This window comes from Pseudomonas sp. SJZ103, from assembly GCF_007828335.1.
In the GTDB taxonomy this organism is placed as follows: domain Bacteria; phylum Pseudomonadota; class Gammaproteobacteria; order Pseudomonadales; family Pseudomonadaceae; genus Aquipseudomonas.
This window is the reverse complement of sequence record NZ_VIUN01000014.1, coordinates 150,946-174,634: the sequence shown is the minus strand read 5'-3', so window position 1 is coordinate 174,634 and position 23,689 is coordinate 150,946. Positions and strand designations below refer to the sequence as shown.

At 55.9% G+C, this 23,689-nt stretch carries 17 protein-coding genes and 3 pseudogenes; 7 read left to right on the top strand and 13 right to left on the bottom strand.

Annotated features, from left to right (window positions below):
* The first annotated feature begins 185 nt into the window (after positions 1 to 185).
* The 4 genes from nhaA to FBY10_RS25315 all read left to right on the top strand — a co-directional run bounded on the left by nhaA (position 186) and on the right by FBY10_RS25315 (position 5,113).
* Positions 186 to 1,382, top strand: coding sequence for a Na+/H+ antiporter NhaA (gene nhaA, locus FBY10_RS25330; protein ID WP_131696403.1), 1,197 nt, complete (start codon positions 186 to 188; stop codon positions 1,380 to 1,382).
* 273 nt (positions 1,383 to 1,655) lie between these two features.
* On the top strand, positions 1,656 to 2,609 hold the full coding sequence (locus FBY10_RS25325; protein ID WP_131696402.1) for a TAXI family TRAP transporter solute-binding subunit: 954 nt from the start codon (positions 1,656 to 1,658) through the stop codon (positions 2,607 to 2,609).
* Positions 2,610 to 2,690: 81 nt separating this feature from the next.
* A complete protein-coding gene (locus tag FBY10_RS25320) occupies positions 2,691 to 4,718 on the top strand; it encodes a TRAP transporter permease (RefSeq protein ID WP_145338183.1) in 2,028 nt (675 codons plus the stop codon).
* Complete coding sequence (locus FBY10_RS25315; RefSeq protein ID WP_145338182.1) at positions 4,715 to 5,113, top strand: DUF1850 domain-containing protein; 399 nt, start codon at positions 4,715 to 4,717, stop codon at positions 5,111 to 5,113. The genes FBY10_RS25320 and FBY10_RS25315 overlap by 4 nt, the downstream gene beginning before the upstream one ends.
* 69 nt (positions 5,114 to 5,182) lie before the next feature.
* On the opposite strand, the gene dctM is transcribed toward FBY10_RS25315, so the two are convergent.
* The 4 genes and pseudogenes from dctM to FBY10_RS25295 all read right to left on the bottom strand — a co-directional run bounded on the left by dctM (position 5,183) and on the right by FBY10_RS25295 (position 9,451).
* Positions 5,183 to 6,466 (bottom strand): C4-dicarboxylate TRAP transporter large permease protein DctM, encoded by a 1,284-nt coding sequence (gene dctM / locus FBY10_RS25310; RefSeq protein ID WP_145338181.1) that lies wholly within the window; start codon positions 6,464 to 6,466, stop codon positions 5,183 to 5,185.
* Positions 6,463 to 7,095 (bottom strand): TRAP transporter small permease, encoded by a 633-nt coding sequence (locus FBY10_RS25305; RefSeq protein WP_145338180.1) that lies wholly within the window; start codon positions 7,093 to 7,095, stop codon positions 6,463 to 6,465. The genes dctM and FBY10_RS25305 overlap by 4 nt, the downstream gene beginning before the upstream one ends.
* A 67-nt stretch (positions 7,096 to 7,162) precedes the next feature.
* Positions 7,163 to 8,158 carry a TRAP transporter substrate-binding protein gene (locus tag FBY10_RS25300; protein WP_131696397.1) on the bottom strand — a complete coding sequence of 332 codons (996 nt, stop codon included), beginning with the start codon at positions 8,156 to 8,158 and terminating at the stop codon, positions 7,163 to 7,165.
* A gap of 434 nt (positions 8,159 to 8,592) precedes the next feature.
* Positions 8,593 to 9,451 (bottom strand): annotated as a pseudogene (locus FBY10_RS25295) (universal stress protein).
* 250 nt (positions 9,452 to 9,701) lie between these two features.
* On the opposite strand from FBY10_RS25295, the gene FBY10_RS25290 reads away from it, so the two are divergent.
* The gene (locus FBY10_RS25290; RefSeq protein ID WP_131696396.1) at positions 9,702 to 10,676 is read left to right on the top strand and encodes a TerC family protein; all 975 of its coding nucleotides are present in this window, start codon (positions 9,702 to 9,704) and stop codon (positions 10,674 to 10,676) included.
* Between the two features lie 9 nt (positions 10,677 to 10,685).
* On the opposite strand, the pseudogene FBY10_RS25285 reads toward FBY10_RS25290, so the two are convergent.
* From FBY10_RS25285 to FBY10_RS31585, 3 genes and pseudogenes are all read right to left on the bottom strand, one after another.
* Positions 10,686 to 11,251 (bottom strand): annotated as a pseudogene (locus tag FBY10_RS25285) (transposase); the annotation flags it as partial.
* An 88-nt stretch (positions 11,252 to 11,339) separates the two neighbouring features.
* Positions 11,340 to 14,579, bottom strand: a complete 3,240-nt coding sequence (locus FBY10_RS25280) for an ATP-binding protein (protein ID WP_145338179.1) — start codon at positions 14,577 to 14,579, stop codon at positions 11,340 to 11,342.
* A 113-nt stretch (positions 14,580 to 14,692) separates the two neighbouring features.
* Positions 14,693 to 14,845 (bottom strand): hypothetical protein, encoded by a 153-nt coding sequence (locus FBY10_RS31585; protein WP_178116792.1) that lies wholly within the window; start codon positions 14,843 to 14,845, stop codon positions 14,693 to 14,695.
* Positions 14,846 to 15,226: 381 nt separating this feature from the next.
* Here FBY10_RS31585 and FBY10_RS25275 point away from each other — a divergent pair, with 381 nt between their 5' ends.
* Complete coding sequence (locus tag FBY10_RS25275; protein WP_145338178.1) at positions 15,227 to 16,222, top strand: NAD-dependent epimerase/dehydratase family protein; 996 nt, start codon at positions 15,227 to 15,229, stop codon at positions 16,220 to 16,222.
* On the opposite strand, the gene FBY10_RS25270 is transcribed toward FBY10_RS25275, so the two are convergent.
* The 5 genes and pseudogenes from FBY10_RS25270 to FBY10_RS31900 all read right to left on the bottom strand — a co-directional run bounded on the left by FBY10_RS25270 (position 16,146) and on the right by FBY10_RS31900 (position 21,136).
* The gene (locus tag FBY10_RS25270) at positions 16,146 to 16,592 is read right to left on the bottom strand and encodes a MerR family transcriptional regulator (protein WP_145338177.1); all 447 of its coding nucleotides are present in this window, start codon (positions 16,590 to 16,592) and stop codon (positions 16,146 to 16,148) included. The genes FBY10_RS25275 and FBY10_RS25270 overlap by 77 nt on opposite strands.
* 100 nt (positions 16,593 to 16,692) lie before the next feature.
* A pseudogene (locus FBY10_RS25265) lies at positions 16,693 to 17,364 on the bottom strand (aldehyde dehydrogenase family protein); the annotation flags it as partial.
* A 685-nt stretch (positions 17,365 to 18,049) separates the two neighbouring features.
* On the bottom strand, positions 18,050 to 18,703 hold the full coding sequence (locus FBY10_RS25255) for a hypothetical protein (RefSeq protein ID WP_145338176.1): 654 nt from the start codon (positions 18,701 to 18,703) through the stop codon (positions 18,050 to 18,052).
* Positions 18,704 to 18,837: 134 nt separating this feature from the next.
* A complete protein-coding gene (locus tag FBY10_RS25250) occupies positions 18,838 to 19,185 on the bottom strand; it encodes a chorismate mutase (RefSeq protein WP_145338175.1) in 348 nt (115 codons plus the stop codon).
* 88 nt (positions 19,186 to 19,273) lie between these two features.
* Positions 19,274 to 21,136: an NAD(P)-binding domain-containing protein gene (locus FBY10_RS31900; RefSeq protein ID WP_256663583.1), complete on the bottom strand. Its 1,863-nt coding sequence runs from the start codon at positions 21,134 to 21,136 to the stop codon at positions 19,274 to 19,276.
* A 117-nt stretch (positions 21,137 to 21,253) separates the two neighbouring features.
* Between FBY10_RS31900 and FBY10_RS25235 the strand changes: the two genes are divergently transcribed.
* Positions 21,254 to 22,114 (top strand): LysR family transcriptional regulator, encoded by an 861-nt coding sequence (locus FBY10_RS25235; RefSeq protein ID WP_145338174.1) that lies wholly within the window; start codon positions 21,254 to 21,256, stop codon positions 22,112 to 22,114.
* A gap of 1 nt (position 22,115) precedes the next feature.
* Here the strand turns inward: FBY10_RS25235 and FBY10_RS25230 are convergent, their stop codons facing one another.
* The gene (locus FBY10_RS25230; RefSeq protein WP_256663582.1) at positions 22,116 to 23,627 is read right to left on the bottom strand and encodes an MFS transporter; all 1,512 of its coding nucleotides are present in this window, start codon (positions 23,625 to 23,627) and stop codon (positions 22,116 to 22,118) included.
* Between the last annotated feature and the right edge of the window lie 62 nt (positions 23,628 to 23,689).

Sequence of the window (23,689 nt, the reverse complement as noted above, 5' to 3'; positions counted from 1 at the left end):
CGGCATGTATATTGTTTCGCATGCCAATATGTTCTGGTCTAAAACCCCATTCCAGAGCACAGAACAAAAAACATTGATGCCAGGTTATGGACTTGTACATTAACTGTTTCAGGCTGTTTAACGCCGCCGTTTTCGTGTAGGCCAGATGTTAATCTATTACCTTTTAAGTGATCCCAAGGACGTTGATGACCAAGCATCAAGCTAAAGCCGAAACCCCTCGAGCGGCCGCGATTCTGGCTCGCTTTCTGTCATCGGAATCCGCTGGCGGTCTCGTGTTGATGGGTGCTGCTCTGGCCGCTCTGATTGTTGCTAACTCGCCCCTATCCCAGAATTACTTTGCAGCCTTGCACAGTGTTTGGATGGGCATGTCTGTAGAGCATTGGGTGAATGATGGCCTGATGGCGATCTTCTTCCTGATGGTCGGGCTCGAAATAAAACGAGAAGTGCTGGCTGGTGGGCTTTCCACTTGGGGGCAACGCGCCTTACCTGGATTTGGTGCTTTGGGCGGCATGGTGGTTCCTGCGCTGATCTACATCGCAATCAACTGGGGTAATCCTGAGACCCTGGGGGGGTGGGCGATCCCGGCCGCTACTGACATCGCATTCGCCTTAGGTGTTTTGTCGTTGCTGGGTAAGCGAGTCCCGACTTCGCTGAAAGTGTTTCTGGCTGCCTTAGCGATCATTGACGATCTGGGCGCGGTGGTGATCATCGCCTTTTTCTACACCTCGGGCCTTTCCATGCCGATGTTGCTGGCCTCGCTTGCTACCCTGGTCATTCTGATCGCAATGAATCGATTGGGCGTAAGGCGATTGTTCCCGTATCTCCTGGTCGGTGGTGTGCTGTGGTTCTTCGTGCTGCAATCGGGTGTACATGCCACGCTGGCGGGTGTCGCTGTGGCGCTGTGCATCCCCATGGGCAAGCCAGAAGAGGAAGCCCGATCTCCGCTGCTTTTCCTGGAAGAGAAGCTGCACATGTGGGTAGCGTTCGCAGTGGTGCCGATTTTTGGTTTTGCCAACGCGGGTGTTTCATTGGCCGGTATTTCGATGGAGAACCTGGTCGATCCGGTTCCGTTGGGTGTAGCTCTGGGGCTTTTGGTGGGCAAGCAGGTCGGTATTTTCCTATTGGCTGCTCTGGCCATTCGTATGGGCCTGGCCAAGCTCCCGGAAGGGAGTACCTGGGTTCAACTCTATGGCGTAGCACTGTTGTGCGGCATTGGTTTCACTATGAGCCTATTCATTGGCAATCTGGCGTTCGCCGGATCAGCTCTTTTGATTGATGAAGTCAAAGTCGGTGTATTGATCGGATCGATTCTGGCAGCGTTCGGCGGCGTTATAGTCCTTCGCCGCAGCAGCGTCCTAACGAGTGCTGCCGTAGCCAAATAATCTCTCTTGATATGACCACAGTATTTCTCGAAGCCTAGAAATACTGTGGTTTAGAAGCCTGCGTCGAAAAGCGATTCAGGCCTACAGCGAGAAATGGACGTTGAAAGCAAGCTCCGTGCATTGCTCGGAGAGTACATCCCGATTAGGCGCCATTGCAGCGACTGAACGATAACCCCAAAATTATTAGGCTAACTCAGCTTCCCACTCAAGGCGTTGGTTTCGACTACAGTAGAAAGACTCTGCATTAAGCCATAACAAGACGGAGAGTTTTCCATGCGAGTAAACAAACGCTTTAGCCTCTTTGCGGCCACCGCTGCGTTGACAGTCTCGTGCGCAGCTAACGCCGCACCTGTGTTCATAAATATCCTTACAGGTGGTACTAGCGGGGTTTATTACCCCATTGGGGTTGGGCTGTCACAGATATACAGCGATGGGATACCGGGGGCGAAGACTTCTGTCCAAGCGACAAAAGCCTCGGTGGAAAATCTCAACCTTTTACAAGCTGATCGTGGGGAGCTCGCTCTGGCGCTTGGGGACTCTGTGGCGGATGCAAAAAACGGCGTGGAAGATGCAGGGTTCAAGGCCCCGCTGACAAAGTTGCGAGCAATTGCAGGAGCCTATCCGAACTACATTCAAATTGTTGCGAACAAAGAGTCCGGCATCAAAACCTTGGCGGATCTGAAAGGGAAAACCATTTCCGTCGGCGCCCCCAAGTCCGGTACCGAGCTGAACGCGCGTGCGATCTTCAAAGCGGCGGGATTGACGTACGAAGACATGAGCAAAGTCCAATACCTACCCTTTGCGGAGTCGGTCGAGCTGATCAAAAACCGTCAGTTAGATGCCACGCTTCAGTCCTCGGGGTTAGGAATGGCGGCCATCCGCGACCTTTCCTCAACCATGTCATTGAACTACGTCTCCATCCCTCCTGATGTGGTTTCGAAAATCGGCAATGCCGCGTATCAGCCTGCACAAATTCCAGCCAATACCTATGACGGACAGCCTGAGTCAGTGCCTACGGTGGCGATCACCAATATTTTGGTGACGCGCGAGAATGTCTCGGATGACGTTGCCTACCAGATGACCAAGCTGATGTTCGAAAACCTCACTCGTTTAGGTAATTCTCACTCAGCCGCCAAGGACATCAAGTTGCAAAATGCTACCAAGAATCTGCCCATTCCACTTCACCCCGGCGCCGAGCGCTACTACAAGGAAGCTGGAGCGCTGTAATCCAAAAATGCGCCACGGGGATGGTCGCTAGAGCGATAGAGCGGTTCGTACCCTTCTATGTAGTTTTGATGCAGGTACCCAATGAGCGAAGATCATCATGGCATAGCCGCCAACCCACGCGACTGGCCTAAGACGCTGTTCTACGGGGCGTTGTTGTTTTCAGTTTTCCAGATTATCACCGCTGCGTTTGCGCCTGTTTCCAGCCAGGTGCTGCGCGCGGTGCACGTTGGTTTCCTGCTGTGGGTGGTGTTTCTGAGTTACCCGGCGTATGGCAGAACACGACCTTGGCAGCCGTTGGCCTGGATATTGAGTCTCGCCGGGATTACCACTGCCTTGTATCAATGGTTCTTCGAGGCGGATTTGATCCAGCGTTCGGGTGACCTGACATCTGCAGACATGGTCGTTGGGCTGGTATTGATCGCATTGGTGTTTGAGGCGGCTCGTCGGGTGATGGGTATCGCATTGCCCGTCATCTGTGGACTGTTTTTGGCATACGGTTTATTGGGTGAATACCTGCCAGGCGACCTGGCACATCGAGGCTACGGATTTGATCAAATCGTCAACCAGCTGTCATTCGGCACCGAGGGGCTCTACGGCACACCAACCTACGTTTCCGCTACCTATATTTTCCTGTTCATTTTGTTCGGTTCCTTTCTCGAACAGGCGGGAATGATCAAATTGTTTACTGACTTCGCCATGGGATTGTTTGGCCACAAACTCGGAGGACCGGCAAAAGTATCGGTCGCGTCATCGGCTTTGATGGGGACGATCACAGGCTCAGGCATTGCAAACGTTGTCACGACCGGACAGTTCACGATTCCATTGATGAAGCGCTTCGGCTACAAGGCAGCATTTGCTGGCGGCGTAGAGGCAACTTCGAGCATGGGCAGCCAACTGATGCCGCCTGTGATGGGGGCTGTCGCTTTCATTATGGCGGAAACAATTAATGTCCCGTTTGTAGAGATCGCCAAAGCTGCGTTAATTCCAGCCATCCTGTATTTCGGTTCGGTGTTCTGGATGGTTCACCTTGAGGCAAAACGCTCCGACCTTAAAGGGCTACCCAAAGACCAATGTCCCAGCGCATGGGTTGCGGTAAAGGAAAGCTGGTATTTGCTGATTCCGCTTTTTGTCCTGGTCTACCTGCTGTTTTCCGGACGTACCCCACTGTTCTCCGGGATGGTGGGTCTGGCGCTGACAGCCATCGTTATTCTCGGTTCGGCAATCATTCTTCGGGTGTCCAGTTTCGCGTTGCGATGTGCTTTTTGGATCGCTCTGGGTGTCCTCTGCGTCGGTTTTTTCCAGTTGGGTATCAGCGTGATCTTTGCGGTGATCGCCACGTTAGTGGTCATCTGTTGGTTTATTCAGGGAGGCCGAGAAACCCTGAGTATTTGCCTGCATGCGTTGGTTGAAGGTGCTCGTCATGCTGTGCCGGTCGGGATTGCTTGCGCGCTAGTGGGAATCATCATCGGTGTAGTGTCATTGACGGGCATAGCATCGACCTTCGCCGGTTACATACTGGCCATCGGCAGGGATAACTTGTTGTTGTCACTCATACTGACGATGGTTACCTGCCTGGTCTTGGGTATGGGTATCCCGACGATTCCCAACTACATCATCACCAGTTCGATTGCAGCACCCGCTTTGCTTGAGTTGGGTGTGCCGCTGATCGTGTCGCACATGTTCGTTTTCTATTTCGGAATTCTTGCAGACCTTACCCCTCCGGTTGCCTTGGCATGCTTTGCCGCAGCGCCCATTGCCAAGGAAACAGGATTCAAGATCAGTTTGTGGGCGGTTCGTATTGCACTGGCAGGATTCGTCATTCCGTTCATGGCGGTCTACAACCCTGCGCTAATGTTGCAAGGCGACAATTTGTGGATGACTGCCTATATGTTAGTCAAGACGATGTTGGCCGTTGGCCTTTGGGGAATGGCGTCCACAGGTTATCTGCAACAGAAGATGCCGGTTTGGGAGCGTTTATTGTGTTTCGCGGCAGGTGCTTTGTTGGTCGTTGCGCTGCCGTTGACCGACGAAATCGGTTTTGTGCTGGGTGTGTTGCTGATCCTTCAGCATGTCTGGCGGTCTCGCCGTGGCGGACTGGCCAGAGCATGATCAGCTTGTGCCTGGGTTTGGCGGGGGTCGCCTGGGCCCAACTCCCAATCTCAAGCTTTACACTGGCTTGGAATCACACAATCGAAAAAATTCGTTGGGAAGAAGACTACCGTGTCTCGGAGCAAGGGCTCGTTCTTATGGAGGCAAGGGTCAAAGGAAATGGCGCGGGTATGGAAATTCCCGCAGAGGCGAGATTGGAAAAAGGCAGCTGGCACTATCAGCGCCACCTACCACCCATGCAGCCGCTGAACCTGGGACGTACTCCGGAAGCAGGTGACTACCAGTTGTGCTTTGATCAGCATTGTCACGAGATGAGTGAGTGGCTGGGGCCACCTGTCAGCAATCCGTCCTCGGTAGAGCTATGGAGTTGCGTGACGGACTCAGAACAACACTAAGTGGCCGGGGTAGCGCAAACGTGAAAGTCCTGTCCGGATACGAACGTCCAGTACCCGGACAGGCAGGTATCAGCTCATGCCCAGCCAGCTTGGCAAAGCCAGGGAGATCCAAGGCACGTAGGTAATCAGAATCAGGAACAGGAGCAGTATCATCAGCCAGGGCATGGCTGCTCTGATGGTTGCAGGCAGCGTCATACCTGTCACAGCAGAGGTCACGAACAGGTTCAGACCCACGGGTGGAGTGATCAAGCCGATTTCCAGATTCACCACCATAATGATGCCAAGGTGAATGGGATCGATACCCAGCTTCATGGCGATGGGAAACAGTATCGGTGCCAGGATCAGGATGATTGCCGAGGGCTCCATAAAGGCCCCTGCAATCAACAGCACAATGTTCACCACAAGCAGGAACATCACCGGTGTCAGCCCCGCTTCAATCACCCACGCGGTGATCTGTTGCGGTAGCTGCTCAGTGGTCAAAACGTGCGCGAAGAGCATGGCGTTGGCAATAATGAACATCAGCATGATGCTCAGCTTGGCCGAGTCCAGCAGGACCTTTGGCGTTTCGCGGAACGTTAAGTCTTTGTAGACGAACAAGGCAATGAAGGCCGAGTATACGGCCGCCACCGCCGCCGCTTCGGTCGGGGTAAACATCCCGGAGTAGATACCTCCCAGGATGATGAACATCAGCAGTAGACCCCAGATCGCCTTGCGTGCCGTGCTAAGCCATTCACGGAACGTCGCGCGCGGCATGGCGGGCAGCTTTTTCTTCACGGCGACGATGTAGATCGCCACCATCAACGCCAGCCCCAGAAGCAGGCCTGGTAACACGCCAGCCATAAACAGTTTGCCGACTGACGTTTCGGTCGCGGCTGCATAGACCACCATCACGATCGAGGGTGGAATCAGGATACCCAAGGTCCCGGCGTTACAGACGATCCCCGCACCGAAGGCTTGCGGATAACCGGAGCGGACCATGCCGGCAATGGCAATTGAACCCACCGCCGCCACAGTGGCTGGGCTCGATCCGGAAAGGGCAGCGAACAACATGCACGCCAATACGGCAGCGATAGCCAGACCTCCACGTATATGGCCGACACAGGCATTGGCAAAGTCAATCAGCCGCCGAGCGACGCCACCGGTGGTCATGAAGGCACCCGCGAGCAGAAAGAACGGGATGGCCAGCAGCGTGTAGTGCTCCGACGTCTCGAACAGTTTAATCGCCAGAGAGCGCACAGAGTCGGGACTGAAGAAAACGATGGTCAACGAGCCCGCCAACCCCAGGGATATGGCAATGGGAACGCCGATGAACATCAGCACGAACAGCATCACAAACAGGAAGGCAATGGTCATGACTTGTCATCCTCGTGTTCGGTCAGTTTCAACGCGTCTGCGGTTTCATCCGCCAGGCCCAGGCCGGTCTGCCTGTTTTGCAGGATACGCACGAGAATTTCAGCGAATCGGATGAAGACCAAGGCAAAACCTACGGGGACGATCAAGCCGATGTGCCATTGCATGATCCCGTACTGGCCCAAGTCTTCGGCACCTATCTGGGCAATCATCAGGGTCTGGATCCAGCCGAAACTGGCGATGCTGAGCAGTCCGGCATACGTCAGGCAGCAAAGACAGGCAATGATGCCAATGACCCGTTGCACCGGTTTGCTCGCCAGCTTGACCAGAGCGTCAACGCCGATATGACCAGCGGTTCGGACGCCGTACGACAACCCGAAAAAAATCAGCCAGCCAAACAAAGCCTTGGTCAGTGAGGTGCTCCAGGTCATGGCTTGTGCCATACCCATGACGCCGTCGCCGATGGCGAACAGCGATTCCCTGGCGCTTTCCCAGCTCTCGGCGAGGCGGTAGAACAGGGTGTAGAGGTTGTTGAGGACAACGTAGACGAATGTGACCAACGTCATTGCGGCCAAAAGGAAGACGATGAAACCTTCCTCGAAGTGTTCCCAGATGCGCCGAAGGGCATTCATGGATGGCATCTCCTGTAGCGAATGACAGGCAGGTGCTGCCAGGAGGGCAACACCTGTCGTCCACCGATCATTGGGCCTGGTTGGCAGCTTCAGCGGCAGTGATCAGCTCGGCGCCGATATCGCCTTCGAACTTCTTCCACACCGGTTTCATCGCTACACGCCATTGGTCGCGCTGCTCAGGCGTCAGGATAATGATCTCGGTGGTTTTGGCCGCGATGATGCTCTGCTTGGCGTTCTGATTCAGTTGCTCGGCCTCTTTGTTCACATGCGCGGTGACTTCGACGAGGATCTTGTCCAGTTCGCCACGAAGCTCCGGCGATAAACCGCTCCAGAATTTGGTGTTGGTGATCAGCATGTAGTCCAGTACACCGTGGTTGGATTCGGTGATGTACTTCTGTACTTCATGCATTTTCTGGCTGTAGATGTTCGAGTAAGGATTCTCCGCGCCGTTGACGACACCGGTCTGCAAGCCCTGATAAACCTCGGCGAAGCTCATCTTGCGCGGATTGGCGCGTATGACCTTGAACTGCTCCTCGAGCACGGCAGAGGCCTGCACCCGGAACTTCTGGCCACGGGCATCACCCGGCACTCGTAGCGCTTTGTTCGCGGACAGTTGTTTCATCCCGTTGTGCCAATAGGCCAGTCCTGTGATGTTTTTGTCTTCCATGGACTTGAGCAGTGCCTGGCCCTGCGGGCTCAGTTGGAAGCGGTCAACAGCGGTGATGTCATCAAACAGGAAAGGCAGGTCGAACAGTTGAACGGTCTTGGTGTAGTGCTCGAACTTGGCCAGCGACGGTGCAATCATCTGTACGTCCCCGAGCAGTAAGGCCTCCATCTCTTTGCCATCGCCAAACAATGAAGAGTTGGGATAGACCTCGACCTTGACCTTGCCGGGCAAGCGTTCTTCCACCAGTTTCTTGAACATCAGGGCGCCCTGACCTTTGGGAGTCTGCTCTGCAACGACGTGGGAGAATTTTATAATCACCGGATCTGCAGCCATGGCCATGCTCATGGTGCCAAGTGCAAGGGTGCATGCGACTGCTTTCCACATAGGTTTGAACATTGGGGGTTTCCTCTTGTTTTAGTTTTCCGTGCAATTCCATGCTCTGGAAAGCATGTGCACAGCGGACAAGAGCAAGTCTAGGCAGAAAACTGCCGTTTGGAGGGTGATGACCGAATGTAGTTTAAAATCTTGTATGTAATGGGTGAGCTTCTGCGGAAACACACTCTTACAATTTAATGCTTGGGACGATTGCGCCAAGGATTAACGGAGAGTGACTTAAGAGTTATCGACATATTTTTCCCTGGTGAACCAGAGTTGCCGGTGCTGATGCCGTTTTGATTCAGCCTACCGGAAGCAGTTGACCTACCTGAATACCTGGTAATCGATGGTCTTATGCGTGTCCTACAGACCGCCCAAGTTCATCTGAAGTCAGCAGCCTGGGTAAAAATGACATCAGCCCCGCAGCCGGTTGGAATAATGGTGTTTTTTTCCGCTCATTGATCCACTTCTCCCTTGATGGCCAAAACGCTGCAGGGCACCTTATACAAAACATGCTCCGTGGTACTGCCTATCAGCTTGTCTACCCCTTTATGATGAGTGTTTCCCATTACGAAGACATCCGCTCGAGTGTGAGTGGCAAACTCGGCCATCGCTTTGGTTGGCGGCCCTGCTATGAAGTGTTGCCGCTCAGGTGGCACGCCGTGGCGTCCAGCCAAGGCAATGAAGCACTTTTCAAGTGACCGGCGCACGTCGTTGCTGAAGCCTGGCATCGTCACGGCACCAGCACCTGCATCAGAGAAATGTGTGTGTCAGTTCATAGGCATACAGCATGTGCAATTCAGCATCACATTGCGTCGCCAATTCGTTCGCCGCCTGAATGACGCTGTCGTTGATTCCGCTGATCTGACCCTCTGGATGCGATGGGTCAACCGCTGCCACAATCACCCGAGGAAGCGGACACCTGACTTCGCTGACCAGATGTACGGGGGGCGGACATTCGCGCAACAACTGCCAATCCAAAGGCGTGACGAATACGCGTTTGAGCGCTGATTCATGATGTACGTCCTTGATAATCAGGTCCGGCTGCATTTCAGCCACATGCCCAAGGATCTCTTGCAGCGGGTCACGGGTCAATGCAACTTCGGTGGTCACATTGATGCCCTTCCTGCGAATGAGTTCGGCCTCATCCTTCAACCACTGCAGGTTCTCCTGCCGGCAACTCTCACGAAGCTGTTCACTGTTGCTCATTAACCGCATAAGGTCGAAGTCTTCGATGAACACCGCGATATGCAGCGCTGCGCCTGTAGCGTCGGCCAGTGCGATTGCCCGCTCCATCGCCGGCGAGTGACGCATGGTTGGGCCTGCGACCAGAAAGAGTCGTTGATAGGTTTGGCAGTTGGCAAGCGTTCGAACGGTCTGCAGATCTTTCCATCTCGATCGAGCATTAAACGAGGCTGCTGGAGCCGTGCGCATCGCCTCTTGCGTTGTCTTCGTTACTTCGTAAAAAACGAACTATTCGCATCGAATAAACGATTTTTATTGATGTGATCGGCTCATTAGCATGATTCCTCAAGTCTATTGCTGCATCACGAGGAGACCTTAGATGACCGCAATCAGCGTTGGCGAACCCTGGATGTGGGCCGCCTTCATCGTGTTCGTCCTTGCCATGCTGGCGCTCGATCTGTTCGTCTTCGGCGGGCGCAAGGCGCATCGTGTTTCGGCGCGCGAAGCGCTGGCCTGGGTCACCGCCTGGATGAGTTTGGCGCTGGTCTTCGCCCTCCTGCTGTGGTGGTATTTGCGCAGCACGTTCGGCGCCGAAGTGGCCCAGCGCACCACGCTCGAATTCCTGACGGGCTACCTGATCGAGCAGTCGCTGTCGATCGACAACATGTTCGTTTTCGTGATGATCTTCGGCTACTTCGCCGTGCCGCCAGAGTTGCAACGCCGCGTCCTGCTTTACGGCGTGCTCGGTGCGATCATCATGCGCGCCGGTATGATTTTCGCCGGTGTCTGGCTGGTGCAGGAGTTTGCCTGGCTACTCTATGTCTTTGGTGGTTTCCTCGTAATCACCGGCATCAAGATGCTGATTTTCGCCAACCAGCAGCCAGACCTCGAAAAGAACCCTTTGCTGCGCTGGCTGCGCAGGCATCTTCGCATCACCGACGGCTTTCACGGCGAGCGTTTCTTTGTGCGCCAGAACGGCCTGCGCTGGGCGACGCCGATGTTCCTGGTGCTGGTACTGATCGAGGCCAGCGACCTGGTATTCGCTGTTGACAGCATCCCGGCTATCTTCGCCGTTACCACCGACCCCTTCATCGTGTTCACTTCCAACATCTTCGCCATCATGGGCCTGCGGGCACTGTATTTCCTGCTTGCGGACATGGCCGACCGCTTCCACTTGCTCAAGTATGGCCTGGCCATCGTGCTGATGTTCATCGGCGGCAAGATGCTGATCGCGCCGTGGTGGCACGTGCCGATCCAATGGTCGCTGACCACAGTCGGCGGCATCATCTTGATTTCGGTCCTGTTGAGCCTGACTTTGACGAAGAGCAAAACACGGGTTACGGGAGAGCAGTGATGAATCAGAGATGTTCGGGATATCCAACCGTTCGACTGTCGCACGTTTATAGGCATGAGAACCTGGCTGTTTGCTCACGAGGTCAAGCTCACGCATCAAGCTGCGCACTTTGAACCGACCGGTTGCTCACCATCGTCACGCATCAACGAGATAATGCTACGGCTGCCGGCAGCACTGCGACTTTGTGAAAACAACTCGCTCACCCGACTGCACAACCGAAGCCGCTCGACATGAGGCAATCGGCTCATGGACGCTCAGCTGATTGATCAGCGCGTACGCTCGTGATCTTCCGACATCAAGAGCGCGGTAGCCTTTTTTAATATGGATTTCTCTCGCTCAAGGCGAGCGATCCGAGCTTCCAACTCCTGAATTTTTTGCTGTTCCGGGGTCAGCGCTTTGCTTTGCGGGGTGACGCCTTGGCGTTCCTTCTGAACCTGCTCAACCCAGCGGCGTAGCGCTGACTCGCCGACGCCGAGTGAACGACTGGCTTCGATGTAGCTGTAGTTTTGCTTAAGCACGAGGCCGGCAGCTGCGCGTTTGAATTCAGCAGAAAAGGAACGGCGCTGTTTGGTCATCTGACACCTCGATCTGGCGAGCATTCTCGCCTAAATGGGTGTCCGGTTTCATTAGACCACTACAGTCTGACCCACGACAGCCACTTGCTCATGCAGGGCTGTCGGCCGTCATCCGGGGGTGAGCCGGTAGCAACTCCATAACCTCACAGAAAAGCTTGCGTTGCGCCCAGTCATTGCGATCTCCAATCACGTACAAGCGGCGCTTGGCGCGGGTGACAGCGACGTTGAGCAGATTAGGCTTGGAAACGGCCCATTCGCGAGCTCCACCGTTTTCACTGCTTCCGCCCAGGACGAGGATGATCACTGCTGCTTCCTTTCCTTGCATGGTGTGAATCGTGCCGCGTACGATCTTGTCGTGTAATCGATCCTTGAGTTGGTTACGCACGTCCTGAAAGGGTGTGATAACGGCGATGCTATCCAGCGGCACACCGTCGCCATCAAGCATGGCCAACAGCCGTTCTAGCACCTTGCCTTCACTGTCGACCCAATTGCCAGAAGAACGGCCACTCGCGTGCACCCAGCCGGTGGGTAGGCGGGCCGGCGTTTCCTTGACGGGCGAAGGCGCGAGGGTGCCATAGACCATGGCTCCGTCGTAGGCGATGCGATTAGCAAGGTCGAACATCGGTTTGTCACAGCGACGGTGCACCACCAATGGCAGGCCGACCCAGCATTTCTTGTCTTTAGGGCCCGCCATACGACCCCAAGGAGTGGCTTGGTCGGCCAAGGTCTGAGCAGACTGGCGATTGGGCAACCAGTGAGCGTCGACTTGATAGCGGTTGCGCATGTGTTCGAGTACGGCATCGGATACGGTAACGATCGGCTCCAATTGTAGCGGATCACCAACCAGCACAGCCCTGCGAGCACGCCACAGGGCACCCACCGCAGCCTGTGGGGTAGCTTGACCGGCTTCATCCACCAACAACCAGCCAATTTCCCCGCAGCCAAGGCTGCCGAAAGAGCGGGCGAACGAGGCGAAGGTACTGCTAAGCACTGGCACTACCATGAACAGTGATGCCCATGCCGAACGCACCACGGCTGGGGACACTCCGCGGTATCGACTGCCGGTGAGCGTACTAGTGATGAAGTCCAGGTTTGCGCGCAAGCGCGAGGCTTCGATCTGGAAGAACACGCGGTGCAACTTGAGTGCCTCGATGAATACCTTTGCCCGGGCCTGGCGCGAGCCTTCGATTATCCAAGGTTCGAGCAGCTCTATATCGCTGCCTCTACCGATCCGGCCTTGTTCGAGCCAGACCTGCAGGTGCTTGGCCCCGCCAGCCTGCGCAATGTTGCGAGCCTTTTCGATCTGCAGGGAGGCGTGGAGTACGGCTTCGTTGATCTCCTGTTCATCCTTAGCCAATTGTCGATTGAGTTCAGTGAGCTGGCCGACGAGTCGTTGCACTTGACGTTGAACACTGTCGAAGGCGTCCTTGGCCAAGGCGTGGGCGCTATCGAGCAGGCGTTGCCGGGCTGCCCACGTGCGATGAGCCCCCCAGAGGCTGAATAGGTTGGCGAGAAACCCCGGTTTTTTTGCCAGGTGTGCTTCAAGGACCTGAAGCTCGCGTTGCAGTTGCTCGCGGGCGGACGTGAGCTGCCGTGTTTCCAGCTTGGCTTGTTCGTCATTAAGACTGCTGCGTAGGGTCAGACGGATTTGGCGCTCCTGTTCCTTCTGATGTACTCGGGCCTTGGCGCTGATCACTGCCTGAATCCGTTCGAGAATGTCGCTGGCTTGAGCGCGTATCGCTTGTTCGGCGCTCTTGGCGTCCTGGTATTGCTTGACGGCGGCGCGCCAGAGCATGTTTTTATCGGTGGACGAGAGCGACTTCATGTATGCGGCTTGCTCGGCCAGCCATTCGCGCATGCCTTTGGGGGCTGGCTGATCGTCCGTGCTGTTCGCTACGGACGCCTCGGGCGTTGGATCGCCGTCGTACAGATCCTCGCCCAAGTCGCTGTTGTCGAGAGATGTTGGTTGGGAGGGCGCGGATTCGTCTCTAGTCTTCGTCGCGTTGGGCGGACGCTTGCCATAAAAGAAGCGGTCGACGAACTGAGTGCGCTTGGCTTTGCTACCCAGTGCCGAAGAGATCATTGCCCATGCTGGCTTGCCGCTGGTGAGCTCGCCCAGTTCACTGAAGTACTCGGCATCTGGCAGCCAGGACGGGTCAACTTTATCCAGTTGGGGCAACTCGAGCGTTACGTTCTCCACGGCGCCATTATTGGAGGAGGCTACCACCATCTCGAAGCCAAACAGGCGTGGATTGAGTTGATAGGCAAAGCGCTCACGTCCGCCATCGTTGGCGGATTCGCGACCGTCCTGGATGAAGGCATCCGAGGCCCTGCCCAGCGAGGCCAATACGTCGGCTCGTTCAGTCACCACCGCCGCAATCAGGTCCCGGAGCAGGGTGGTCTTCCCGGTACCCGGCGGACCGTTGACGCCCATGATGCCGGTGCCGTTGCTGAGGGTCTGGAGCAGGCTGTTGACTGCCAGTTGTTGGGAGTGCACCAACCCCAAATGCCGTTCGGCAGGCCAGCAGCCTGCTGCATAACGTGAGGGCGCAAGGCGGTCGATCAGCGCCAGATCTGCTTCGGGTTTGTCGAGATGCAGGCGCTGGGTTGAGTCGTGGTGGCTCAGGTAACGGGCTAAAGGCTCGCTTGTTTCGCCACGTGCCAGGGCATCGGCCATGTCGGCCAGATCGCTCAGTAGGAAGCTGTTGAGCGGGTCGTCTTCCTGTTCGGGCTTGTTGGGGTTAATCGGTGCTGAACGGAAACGGTGTACGCGCGACTCGTCTGCGAAAAAATCATCGAGCCCCAGGGCCTGACGAATATAGTTTGTCAGGCGCGAAAGGTCGGTCGCCAAGACTACGCCACCGAGTAGACTTTTAGTCTGTTCGCGAAGAAAGTCCTGGGTCTCCTCGAAGCCGCGTGTCCAATCTTTCTGCTTGATGGCGCAGCCGACGAACCATGCCTCGCTGGATAACACCAGGCTGTCGACCAGCATCATTCCCTGATCGTTGAACTTGAGCGCGTACAAGGCGGAGAGCCTATGCTGTGGCTCCTTGTAGCCTTTGTCGGCTCCGTAAAGCGCTTCCAACTGGCGAGAAACGTCTACGTTGCTGTAGAGGTGCGCGTAGAGCGTGTGGCTCCATACGCGCTTGTTGGGCAGGCGCTGCCGGCTCAGTAGGTTGGCTGGCATCCAAGGCAGAATTTGGGCCGAGGTGGGGATGTCTTGGAAAAACGGCTGGTAGTCGCTGTCGCGCTTTTTCAGCTTTGGGACTGCCTGAGGTTGCAGCAGCTCGACGGAGTGCCAGTAGCGAACGATATTTTGCGAATTCATTTACTACGTCCTTGAAAGCGCTGGGGCTTGGATTCCTGACAGGGAAGGATATCAGGCATGCCGCATCGTTTCCTGGCGCCGGGGTGCGAAAGCGATGCTGATCGTGTGCCGGGTCACTTACCTGAGGGATACCAGGTGGCGTAGTTGTGGGTGTAATCCTCTTCCAGATCGATGACTTCTTCGCGGATGCCGGATAATACATCCGGTTCTCGGCCCAAAGCTGGGCTCAATTCGCGCTCTGCTAGCTCTTGGACCACGTAGGCCATGCCTTGCCATTTGTGGCGCCAGGCCAGCAGCTGTGGCCGCGTCTCAATGACAGTCGCGAGAAAGCCGCGGGCAGTAATGTCGTACTCTGGCCATGAAGTTCTATTACAAGCTATCGGGGTCCCCGAAGAACATCTGTCCTAAGGGGCAGATGATTAAGACATTGTTTTATATGATTTTTTTAAACTTGGTACGTTCGTGTCATAACTGCCAAACAATGATATTTTGCTAAGTTCTCATTATAGATGTGTCTAGATATGTCCGAGGCGCTGAAATCAGAAAACTGAACTAACGTACCGACGATTACTTGACTCTGCCCCATGGGACACCTCGTATGCTTTTTTCAAGCGCACACTCTGGCGCGCTGCCAACAAGGAGTTCCTGTGAAAGGTTTATGTCTGGTGACGGGTGCCAACGGCCATCTGGGCAATACCTTGGTGCGAGCGTTGCTCGGCCAGGGCTATCGGGTTCGAGCCGGCGTTCGTGATATCCATAACCACGCACCCTTTGCCGGGCTGGACTGCGAGTTGGTGTATGCCGAGTTAATGGACAGTGCGGCCTTGGACAAGGCGTTGGAGGGCGTGGAGGTACTGTTTCAAGTGGCGGCCGTGTTCAAGCACTGGGCGCGCAACCCGCAGGCCGAGATTGTCGAGCCGAATATCCAGGGCACACGGCGTGTGCTGCAAGCCGCTTCACGGGCGAGTGTGCAGCGTGTGGTCTACGTCAGTTCGGTGGCCGCCGTCGGTCATGATGGTACGGCGCTGGATGAGGCGCACTGGAATACGGAAAGCGAAAACGCCTACTACAAATCGAAGATTCTCTCCGAGCAGGCAGCCTGGCAGTGCGCTGAGGCGTTGGGGTTGAGCATGGTATCGGTATTGCCTTCGGCCATGGTTGGCCCCAATGCCGGCTACCTCACGGATACCATGGGCTTCCTTCAATCGGTTCGGCGGCGGCAGATGCCCTTTGATCCGGGGTTTCGTTTCAACTTCGTCGATGTTCGTGATGTGGCCGACGGGATGATACTCGCCGCCGAAAAGGGCCGGCCGGGGCAGCGCTATATCCTGGCCAATGAGCGTTCGTCGCCGCTCAGCGATTTGATCGCGGCCGCCAACACCCAGGCGCCTGGGTATCGCCAGCCTGTCTCAGCGCCACGCTGGCTATTGCTGGGCGTGGCCTGGCTGCAGGAACGCTGGGCGCAATTAATGGGCATACCCGCCCAGTTGCTCTTGAGCCAGGTGCGCCTGTTTCACAACGTGGCGCAGGAATACAACATTACCAAGGCGAAAAACGAATTGGGTTTCAACCCACGGCCGCCTGAAGTGGCCTTGAGGCAAGCGTTTGCTTATCTGCACAGACAGGCGCATCAACCTTATTAAGACCCGCCACAGGGCGAGGCGCAAACATTGAGTTCATCTCGCTTTTGAGTTCAATCAAGTGAAGATCAAGCGCCTGCAGTTCGGCGATCCTGTCCTGGACTTGCCGGCGCTTGTCGTCGACGGCCTGGTTGGCCAACGCTAGCGGAAAGGACTTCAACTTGTTTTTTGCGGCAATCAGCGGGTTCATCTCGGCCAGCTTGAACCCGGCCACCTGCGCCTTGCGTATGAGGTGGACGATTTCCAAGTGGTGAGCATTGTAGAGGCGATAGCGCCCCTCACGCTCCGGCTCGTTGATCAGGCCCATTTGCTCGTACAGTCGAATGGCTTTTGGGGTGCAGCCGGTCAGTTCGGCGAGTCGTCCAATGAACATCTGTCAATTCCTTATGTGAGACATCAAATACTCTAGCGTTGTTTGATCGCCAGAGCTGCAAAAGCCGTTACATGAAAATCGAAAAATGTCGAGATTGGGCTCAGTAGCGAATCATCACTGACTTCAGCTCGGCGTAGTCATCAATGAATGCGCTGCCGAACTCCCGGCCTATTCCTGAGGATTTGTTGCCGCCAAATGGCACCGCCGAGTCCAGCATCGTGTGCATGTTAACCCACACCGTGCTGGCTTCGATGGCAGGCACCATGCACAGGGCTTTGCTCAAGTCGTTTGTCCAGAGGCTGGCGCTCAAGCCGTAGGGTTCATCAAAGCCAGCAGTTTTTCTTCGCTGTCGGACGGCAAGAGCGTGGCGATGGGCCCGAAGGTTTCCTCGTTGAGCAGGGTGTCGTAGACACTGTTGGCGAGTATGATCGTCGGCTCGACGTTACAGCCTGGGCGGTCGATCAGGTTGCCTCCGTGAATGATGGTGTTGTTTTTCGGCGCGGGTCTTGGCGAAAAACTTGCCGAGTTTGAGTTGATGCTGTCGGTAGTTGACCGGGCCAAATTTAGTGCGCTCATCCAGGGGCGAGCCGATATTCAGCGTGCTCAGGCGCTGGGCCAGTTTGTCCATGACCGCTTCGATCTGTGAACGATGCACGAAGAAGCGTTCGGCTGCGGCGCAGATTGGCCCGGAGTGCAAAAAGCCCGCTTCGATGATGCCGTTGACGGCCTTGTCCAGGTCCACATCGCGCATGAACCCGGCCGAGTTTTCCCCAGCCGCTGGTGCTTCACTCGGACAACGGCGCACCAATGAAATCGGTGACGTTACTGACAAAGATGTACGACCTGGGCATCACGCCATCGAGAGGAAGACCTCGGGTAAGCAACGACAATCCCGGAAAACGAGTCTGTACGGAGGTGGTGTTGTTCGCTCGTCGATTCCAGTGTCCACCGTTCCGCTGAAAGCTTCAGGCCGGTCTATCGAATCGCAGAGTGTCCGGTCGGAGCTATCCTCATCAATAGCCCACTTGGCCTTAGGCTGGGGGCATCCTTTTCAGACCATCCAAAGTATGCCCTCAGATATGCCCCCAATGTAGCAATCGTCTGGAAGTGAATGGATCTCCGTGGCCTATGAAAAGCCAGAAATGCTCAGCTAAACAGCCTTCCTGACAACGCCTAAAGACTCTCAGGGTCGCCGAAGAACATTTTGACTGGGCTCTAGGAAGGCGTTTTCCGGTCGATAATGCTGTTATTTTTCCCTACTTTTGCCCCCAATCGCATCGAGTGTGCGAGTGATCTTGAACGGCGACCTACGACTGGCTCCAGTATGGTAGTAGCGGGTATTCGGTGCGCCTTCGCGTTCTTTTGGCAGGCACGCTAAAGCGGTGCTCCCTAGCAACGCAATAAGCGTGAGCGGGAATCTTTTTGATCAGAAGCATCCCGGTATTTATGCTCGCGTCTCAGTCAATCTTGGTTGTTTCGTGAAATATTTCTGCATAAAGCCGAGCGACGGTCGGTGTGAGGTTGTGTACTGAAGGAATCAGAAAACTTGAGTGGGGGGCGAGTCGTTTTGCGTAGATAACTTCGTACACCCTGCGCACGACTCCTGGCTCTGTTTCCTCTTGGTCTAAGCCAGGCATTATTCCTACGGCTTTGTAACCCGCATGCTCCAATGCTTGTTGCATATACGGAGCGCTGGTTGTCGCCATACCATAGATCAAGCCCGCGCCCATGGACCTTCCCATTTTTTCTCCGAGGTCTTGGGCAGCTACGGCCAGTTTGGTTTGTCTATGATGTTTGGCTACCGCGCCCACTCGCCCGAAGATGACATCAGCGTCGTCAATTTTTTCCCACGTTGCTATAGCGACGATTTCATGGTTCTGGCGGACCACGATAGCGAACATTCCCCGCTCCAGATCGTCTTCGAGCACCACGTTGTCTTCATAAAATCGCTGGTTCAGAAAAGGGCTCCCTAACCCCACCCTAATGGAGGGGAACCACGTCTGGAAAAAAATTATCGCTGCATTGATCTCCTCGCGTTTCAGGTAATCCCATGTGTAGCCAGAGGGTAAAACAGTGAAACTGCGAATTTGATCGATCGTTGGCCATCTCATGCGGTTCTGCTCGTCTTGATTGTCTAATTGCCTTGCAGGAATCGGTCGGAGGAAGGGGCTTATTCAGTCGCTCTCTATCGAATTGTTTGCGATCTATCAGCAACTCCCGGGCGTCTATTGGGGGAGGCGGCGGGTTAGCCGGTGGTGTGTTCAGTCCTGAGGACAGCGCCCTTGCAGAATCTTGGGTCATGGCCGGCCGCAAATTGTCTGTGACGGTCGACCACTTCACCGATGACAAACTGCATCAGCTTCTGGACGAAGGCCGTATCGAGGTTGGCCTCCTGGGCGAGGGCTGTCAGACGTTCGTATTGATGCTGCTCTCTCTTCTTGTCCACCGCAGGCAATTGATGTCGGGCTTTGAGCAAGCCGACCTCATCAGTACAGCGGAACCGTTCAGCAAGCATGTGGATGAGTGCGGCGTCGATATTGTCGATGGTTTGTCTGATTGCCGAGAGTTGACGCGTGATGTCGGAATTTTCCATGGATAACCTCGTGGCAGTTGTTCTAAGGGGCTTGTCTGTAACCTTCCTTGGTCCTTTCATGATTGGACGGAGAACCTGAGCAGGCGCTTTACGCGGGATCGGGCATGTTCAACGATTTCTCCAACCACTGCGTGACTACCTTGAAAGCCGAGTCTGAATTGCGTTCATAGATCAATCCGTGGCCATTGCCGTGAATACCCAGTGCCGGTAGATCAAGGTGGTGAATGTTGGCACCGGCATTTCGCAGGAAAGGGACAATGCTGGAGGCGTAAGAAGCAAATGCAGATGTCTCACCTGTCACCAGCGCTACCGGAACGCCCTGCAATCCGGGAATTTTCAGGGTTGAAGGTTCTGCTGTGCGGACTTGCTCCGCCGTTGCGCGAGGCGGATCAAAGGTTAAAGGGGCGGCGGTCAGTCCCCATTCGAGGCTGCCTATACCCGGCGTATGGCCAAACACCGGCCCCATAGGCTCCACTGCCACAATCCCTGCGATCAGGTCGGGTCGACGATCGGCGACCAACCAGCCACTCGGCCCGGAAGCGGAATGCGTAACGATGATGGCCTTACCGATTCTGTCGAGCAGTTCGGCCAGTCGATCCGCGTCTAGGGTCTGCGATGCCGCAAGGTCGGCCGGCATGGGGCCGTAAGCTGCAATGAAGGCGTCAAAAGCCGCTTCATCGTCCAGCTCAAACGGCCACTGTGTTTCTCCTCCTCCTTCTGGAAAGTAGACTTCGCGGGCGCGCTCATAGGAAAACGCGGGTCCCATCGGCCCCATGATGTCGGGATGATAGGGCGATCGTCCGTGACCCGGTCGGTCGACGCGAAAGACTACAAAGCCCGCTTCGAGGAACCGCTGTGCCCATCCCGGACGACCATCGGGGGTATCCAGCCATTCAGTGCCTTGCAGCGTGCCACCGTGCACCAGCACCACGGGATAGGGTTGAGTGATGTGCTCGGGGGATTCCCAGGCTACGTACATCGGACCTTTCTGAAAGTTTTTACCGTTCTGGGTAACGCGGGCTCCCGTCACCCAGAAGTTGCCACGCCGCGTACGTTTTATCGGTGCGCTTCGCCAGGGTTGCTGGGCATGATCGGTTGATTGGGTAACTGTCTGCGTAGCGAAAACCGACCAGTCCTTGTGTCCATCTCCTCGGGCTACTGCGGATGTCATTTTCGATCGCACGGCATCGGCTGCCGGCAGTTCCAGGTCCTTGAGACGGCCCGCATCAATAGCCAGATTTATATCCTTGAGGCCAAGAGACAGTTTGAAACCCGGTTCAAAGCTGCTGTTGACGATGTTCTGCCCATACCGGTGATAACTAGGGCAGGCGAACAGGGTCTGGGTCATGAGGTTGACGAAAATAGAAGGGCTCAGTCCGTGACGTTGAACGAGTCCGGTTGCTTCGCCCAGCGACTGGATGGCTTGGGTGATCATCATGTTGCCGGCGATTTTCGCGATACACGCGTGTTCAGGCTGATCGCCCAGATACCAGGTGTTTTTCCCGAGCAGGTCAAACAGCGGTTGAACCGTCGAGACCGCTTGCTGCGATCCGGCCGCCAGGATATTCAACTCGCCGTTCGCGGCTACGGCGGGCACGCCGAAAACCGGCGCCGCGACCAGTGCCATGCCGATCGCATCATGCATGCCCTGCAACTCGACCATGAGCGAAGGCGACAAAGTCGACATCACGACATGCACGCAGGTCTTATCTGCATTTTCCAGAGCCGCGCTGGACAGCAGCACTTCCCTGACGGCGGCATCATCGGCCAGCAGGCTGATGACGACCTCTTGCTCAAAGGCCGAGGTCGGCGATTCGAGAATACTTACGCCTTCAAGATCCATGATCGCCGCGTGACTACGGTTCCATGCCGAGACGTGATGGCCTGCCCGGACGAGCAGTGGAATGATTGCTCTGCCCATGCTTCCCACACCGATAAAACCTATCTTCATTTGCAGTCCCCGGTTGGTATTCGACGAAGGAGAATGCGGACAAGTATGTCCGGCGTGGGATTGCTACGGCAGTGCCATTGCTGCACTCTCACTGTTCATTTTTGTACGGGGTAGAGCATGGACTGGAGTGATGTGCGGGTCTTTCTCGCGATTGCCCGCAGCGGGTCATTGGGCGCTGCCGCCAAGCTGTTGGGCGTAAGCCATCCGACCGTGGGGCGGCGCTTGCAGGTGCTTGAGCAGTCCAGTGGCCAGCCCATTTTTCTTCGTACCGCCCAAGGTCTGGTACTGACCGACAGCGGCGAAAAGCTACTCAGCCTGGCGCAAGAAATGGAGCAAAGTGCATTGGCAATCGAAAGGCGCCTTGCGGGGGACAGCGCACAGCCCGAAGGCGTGTTGCGCATTTCTTGCGCTGACTGGTTCGCCTGTTATGTGCTCGCCCCGGTCCTGAACGAACTGGGACGACGTTATCCGCTGATCGTGCCCGAGGTCATCGCCGGGCATCGATTGTTTGACTTGGCTCGCCGCGACGCCGACATCGCGTTTCGAATCGTTCCTTTCACCGAACCCGATATTGTTCACCGCAAGCTGACTACCCTGAGCTATGGGTTGTATGCCGCCGTCGGATCTGCTGACCCCGAGCCACAGGGCGACGGGCTTGGTTTGATCACCATGAGTGTTGCCCAGTCTCATTATCCCGATGTGCAGTGGCTGCAGCAGCGTTACCCTCTGGCCCGTACCGTGTTCACCAGTAGCAGCCGCACAGTCCAGGCGCAAATGTGCGCGCAAGGGCAGGGCGTCGCCGTATTGCCCCGCGCCCTGGGTGACCAGTTAACGGCGCTGCGGCTGATTGATCCGCATGAACCGCCCCCGGGCCGCGACATATGGATGGGTTACCACCAGGACATGCGCCAGATGGACAGCCTTCGTGCTCTTGCCGACCTTGCTTCCATCATGGTCGGCAATCAGGCAGCCGGTTGACTCACTCTGCTGCGCGCATGGTCGCTGTTTGCAACTCTGCAGCAGGTTGGCGCGCCAGGGTAAGACTTAGTCCCGCGCCTACCGCCAGGCACGCCGCAATGCAGAGTATGGAGACGGTGAAGGCGTGGGTGATGGCAGCCGCGTCCGTATCCGTGCCGAGAAGGGTGTAGAAAATGCCGCCTATTATTGCGACGCTCAGTGATGTGCTGATTTGCAGGGTGGAGCTGGTAATGCCCGCAATCATGCCGGAGTACGCGGGCGCCACACGTCCTGTGATCATGCGCATCAATGTCGGAAGGGCCAATCCTTGTCCGAAACCGATCAGAAAGAGAATGACGGCAAGGGGCAGCGCCGCGGGACTGACGGTCATTGGCGTCTTTGCTACGAGCCTGGCCATTAGCACAAACCCCAGCACTTCCAGCCCCATTCCGAAGGGGTTCACGTAATCCCCGAGAAAACGCCGGAACTGATGGGTGGCGAGCGGTCCCAGCAGAAATCCCGCACCGAAAGGAAGAAAGACCAGACCTGCACTGAGTGGGCTCGTATGCAATGCTCCCTGTAAATAAATGGAAAACAGCAGGAAAAACACGCCGATCGCGTAAAAGGTCAGGGCGACGAGCAACGCCCGGCCCAGCCCAGGCGCGCGCAGTGCGGCAGGATTAAGCAACGGTGCGCCTTGCGCTTGATGCAAACGGGCTTCGTAGTGCCAGAACAGCCAGGCCAGCAGCGGCACCGCCGCCAGCGACAGCCAGGCCCACAAAGGCCAGCCCGCTTCACGCCCCTCGATCAGTGGAACGATCAGAGCCCCAAGCGTCACCATGGACAATAGCGTTCCGCCCAGATCCAGCTTGCTGGTCTGTTTCGCGCGGGTTTCCTTGACCACGGGAATGGCAATCAGAACGACCAGCAACGCAATCGGTAAATTCACCAGAAATATCGCCCGCCACCCTAAGTTCATCAGGTTGAGCGATATCAATATCCCGCCAAGTGCCTGGCCGATGACGGACGCCAGGCCAAAGACCGCGCCATAAAGGCTCAGTGCCAAGGGCTTTTCGGACTCGGGGAATATAGCCTGCACAGAGGCGAGTGCCTGGGGCGCCATGACCGCTGCCGTCACGCCTTGCAGCGAACGTCCGGCAATCAACACCCAGGATGACTCGGAAACACCGCAGATCAGTGAGGCGACGGCAAAGCCAATCAGGCCAACGAAGAACATTCTCATGCGGCCAAAGATGTCTCCAAGCCGTCCACCGGTGATCAGTGTCACGGCATAAAGCGCCGCATATGAAGAGATGATCAGCTGTTCGGCAGAGGAGGCTGTGCCCAGCGAATCCTGAATTGAGGGCAGCGCTACGTTGACGATGAAAAAATCCAGCGGTGGTAAAAACGCACCGACCAACAAGATGGCGAACATCAACCAGCGCCGCGGTTCCGGGGGGGCGATTTTTGTCTGAGGCATAAGATCTCCTTCCTGAAACCCTTCGGTTCCAGAATATTCTCGATTGCGGGTCATGTTCTGAATCAACTGGTTCCAATCTAAGCGATCAGGCCTTCGCTTACGCCTCACATAATTGA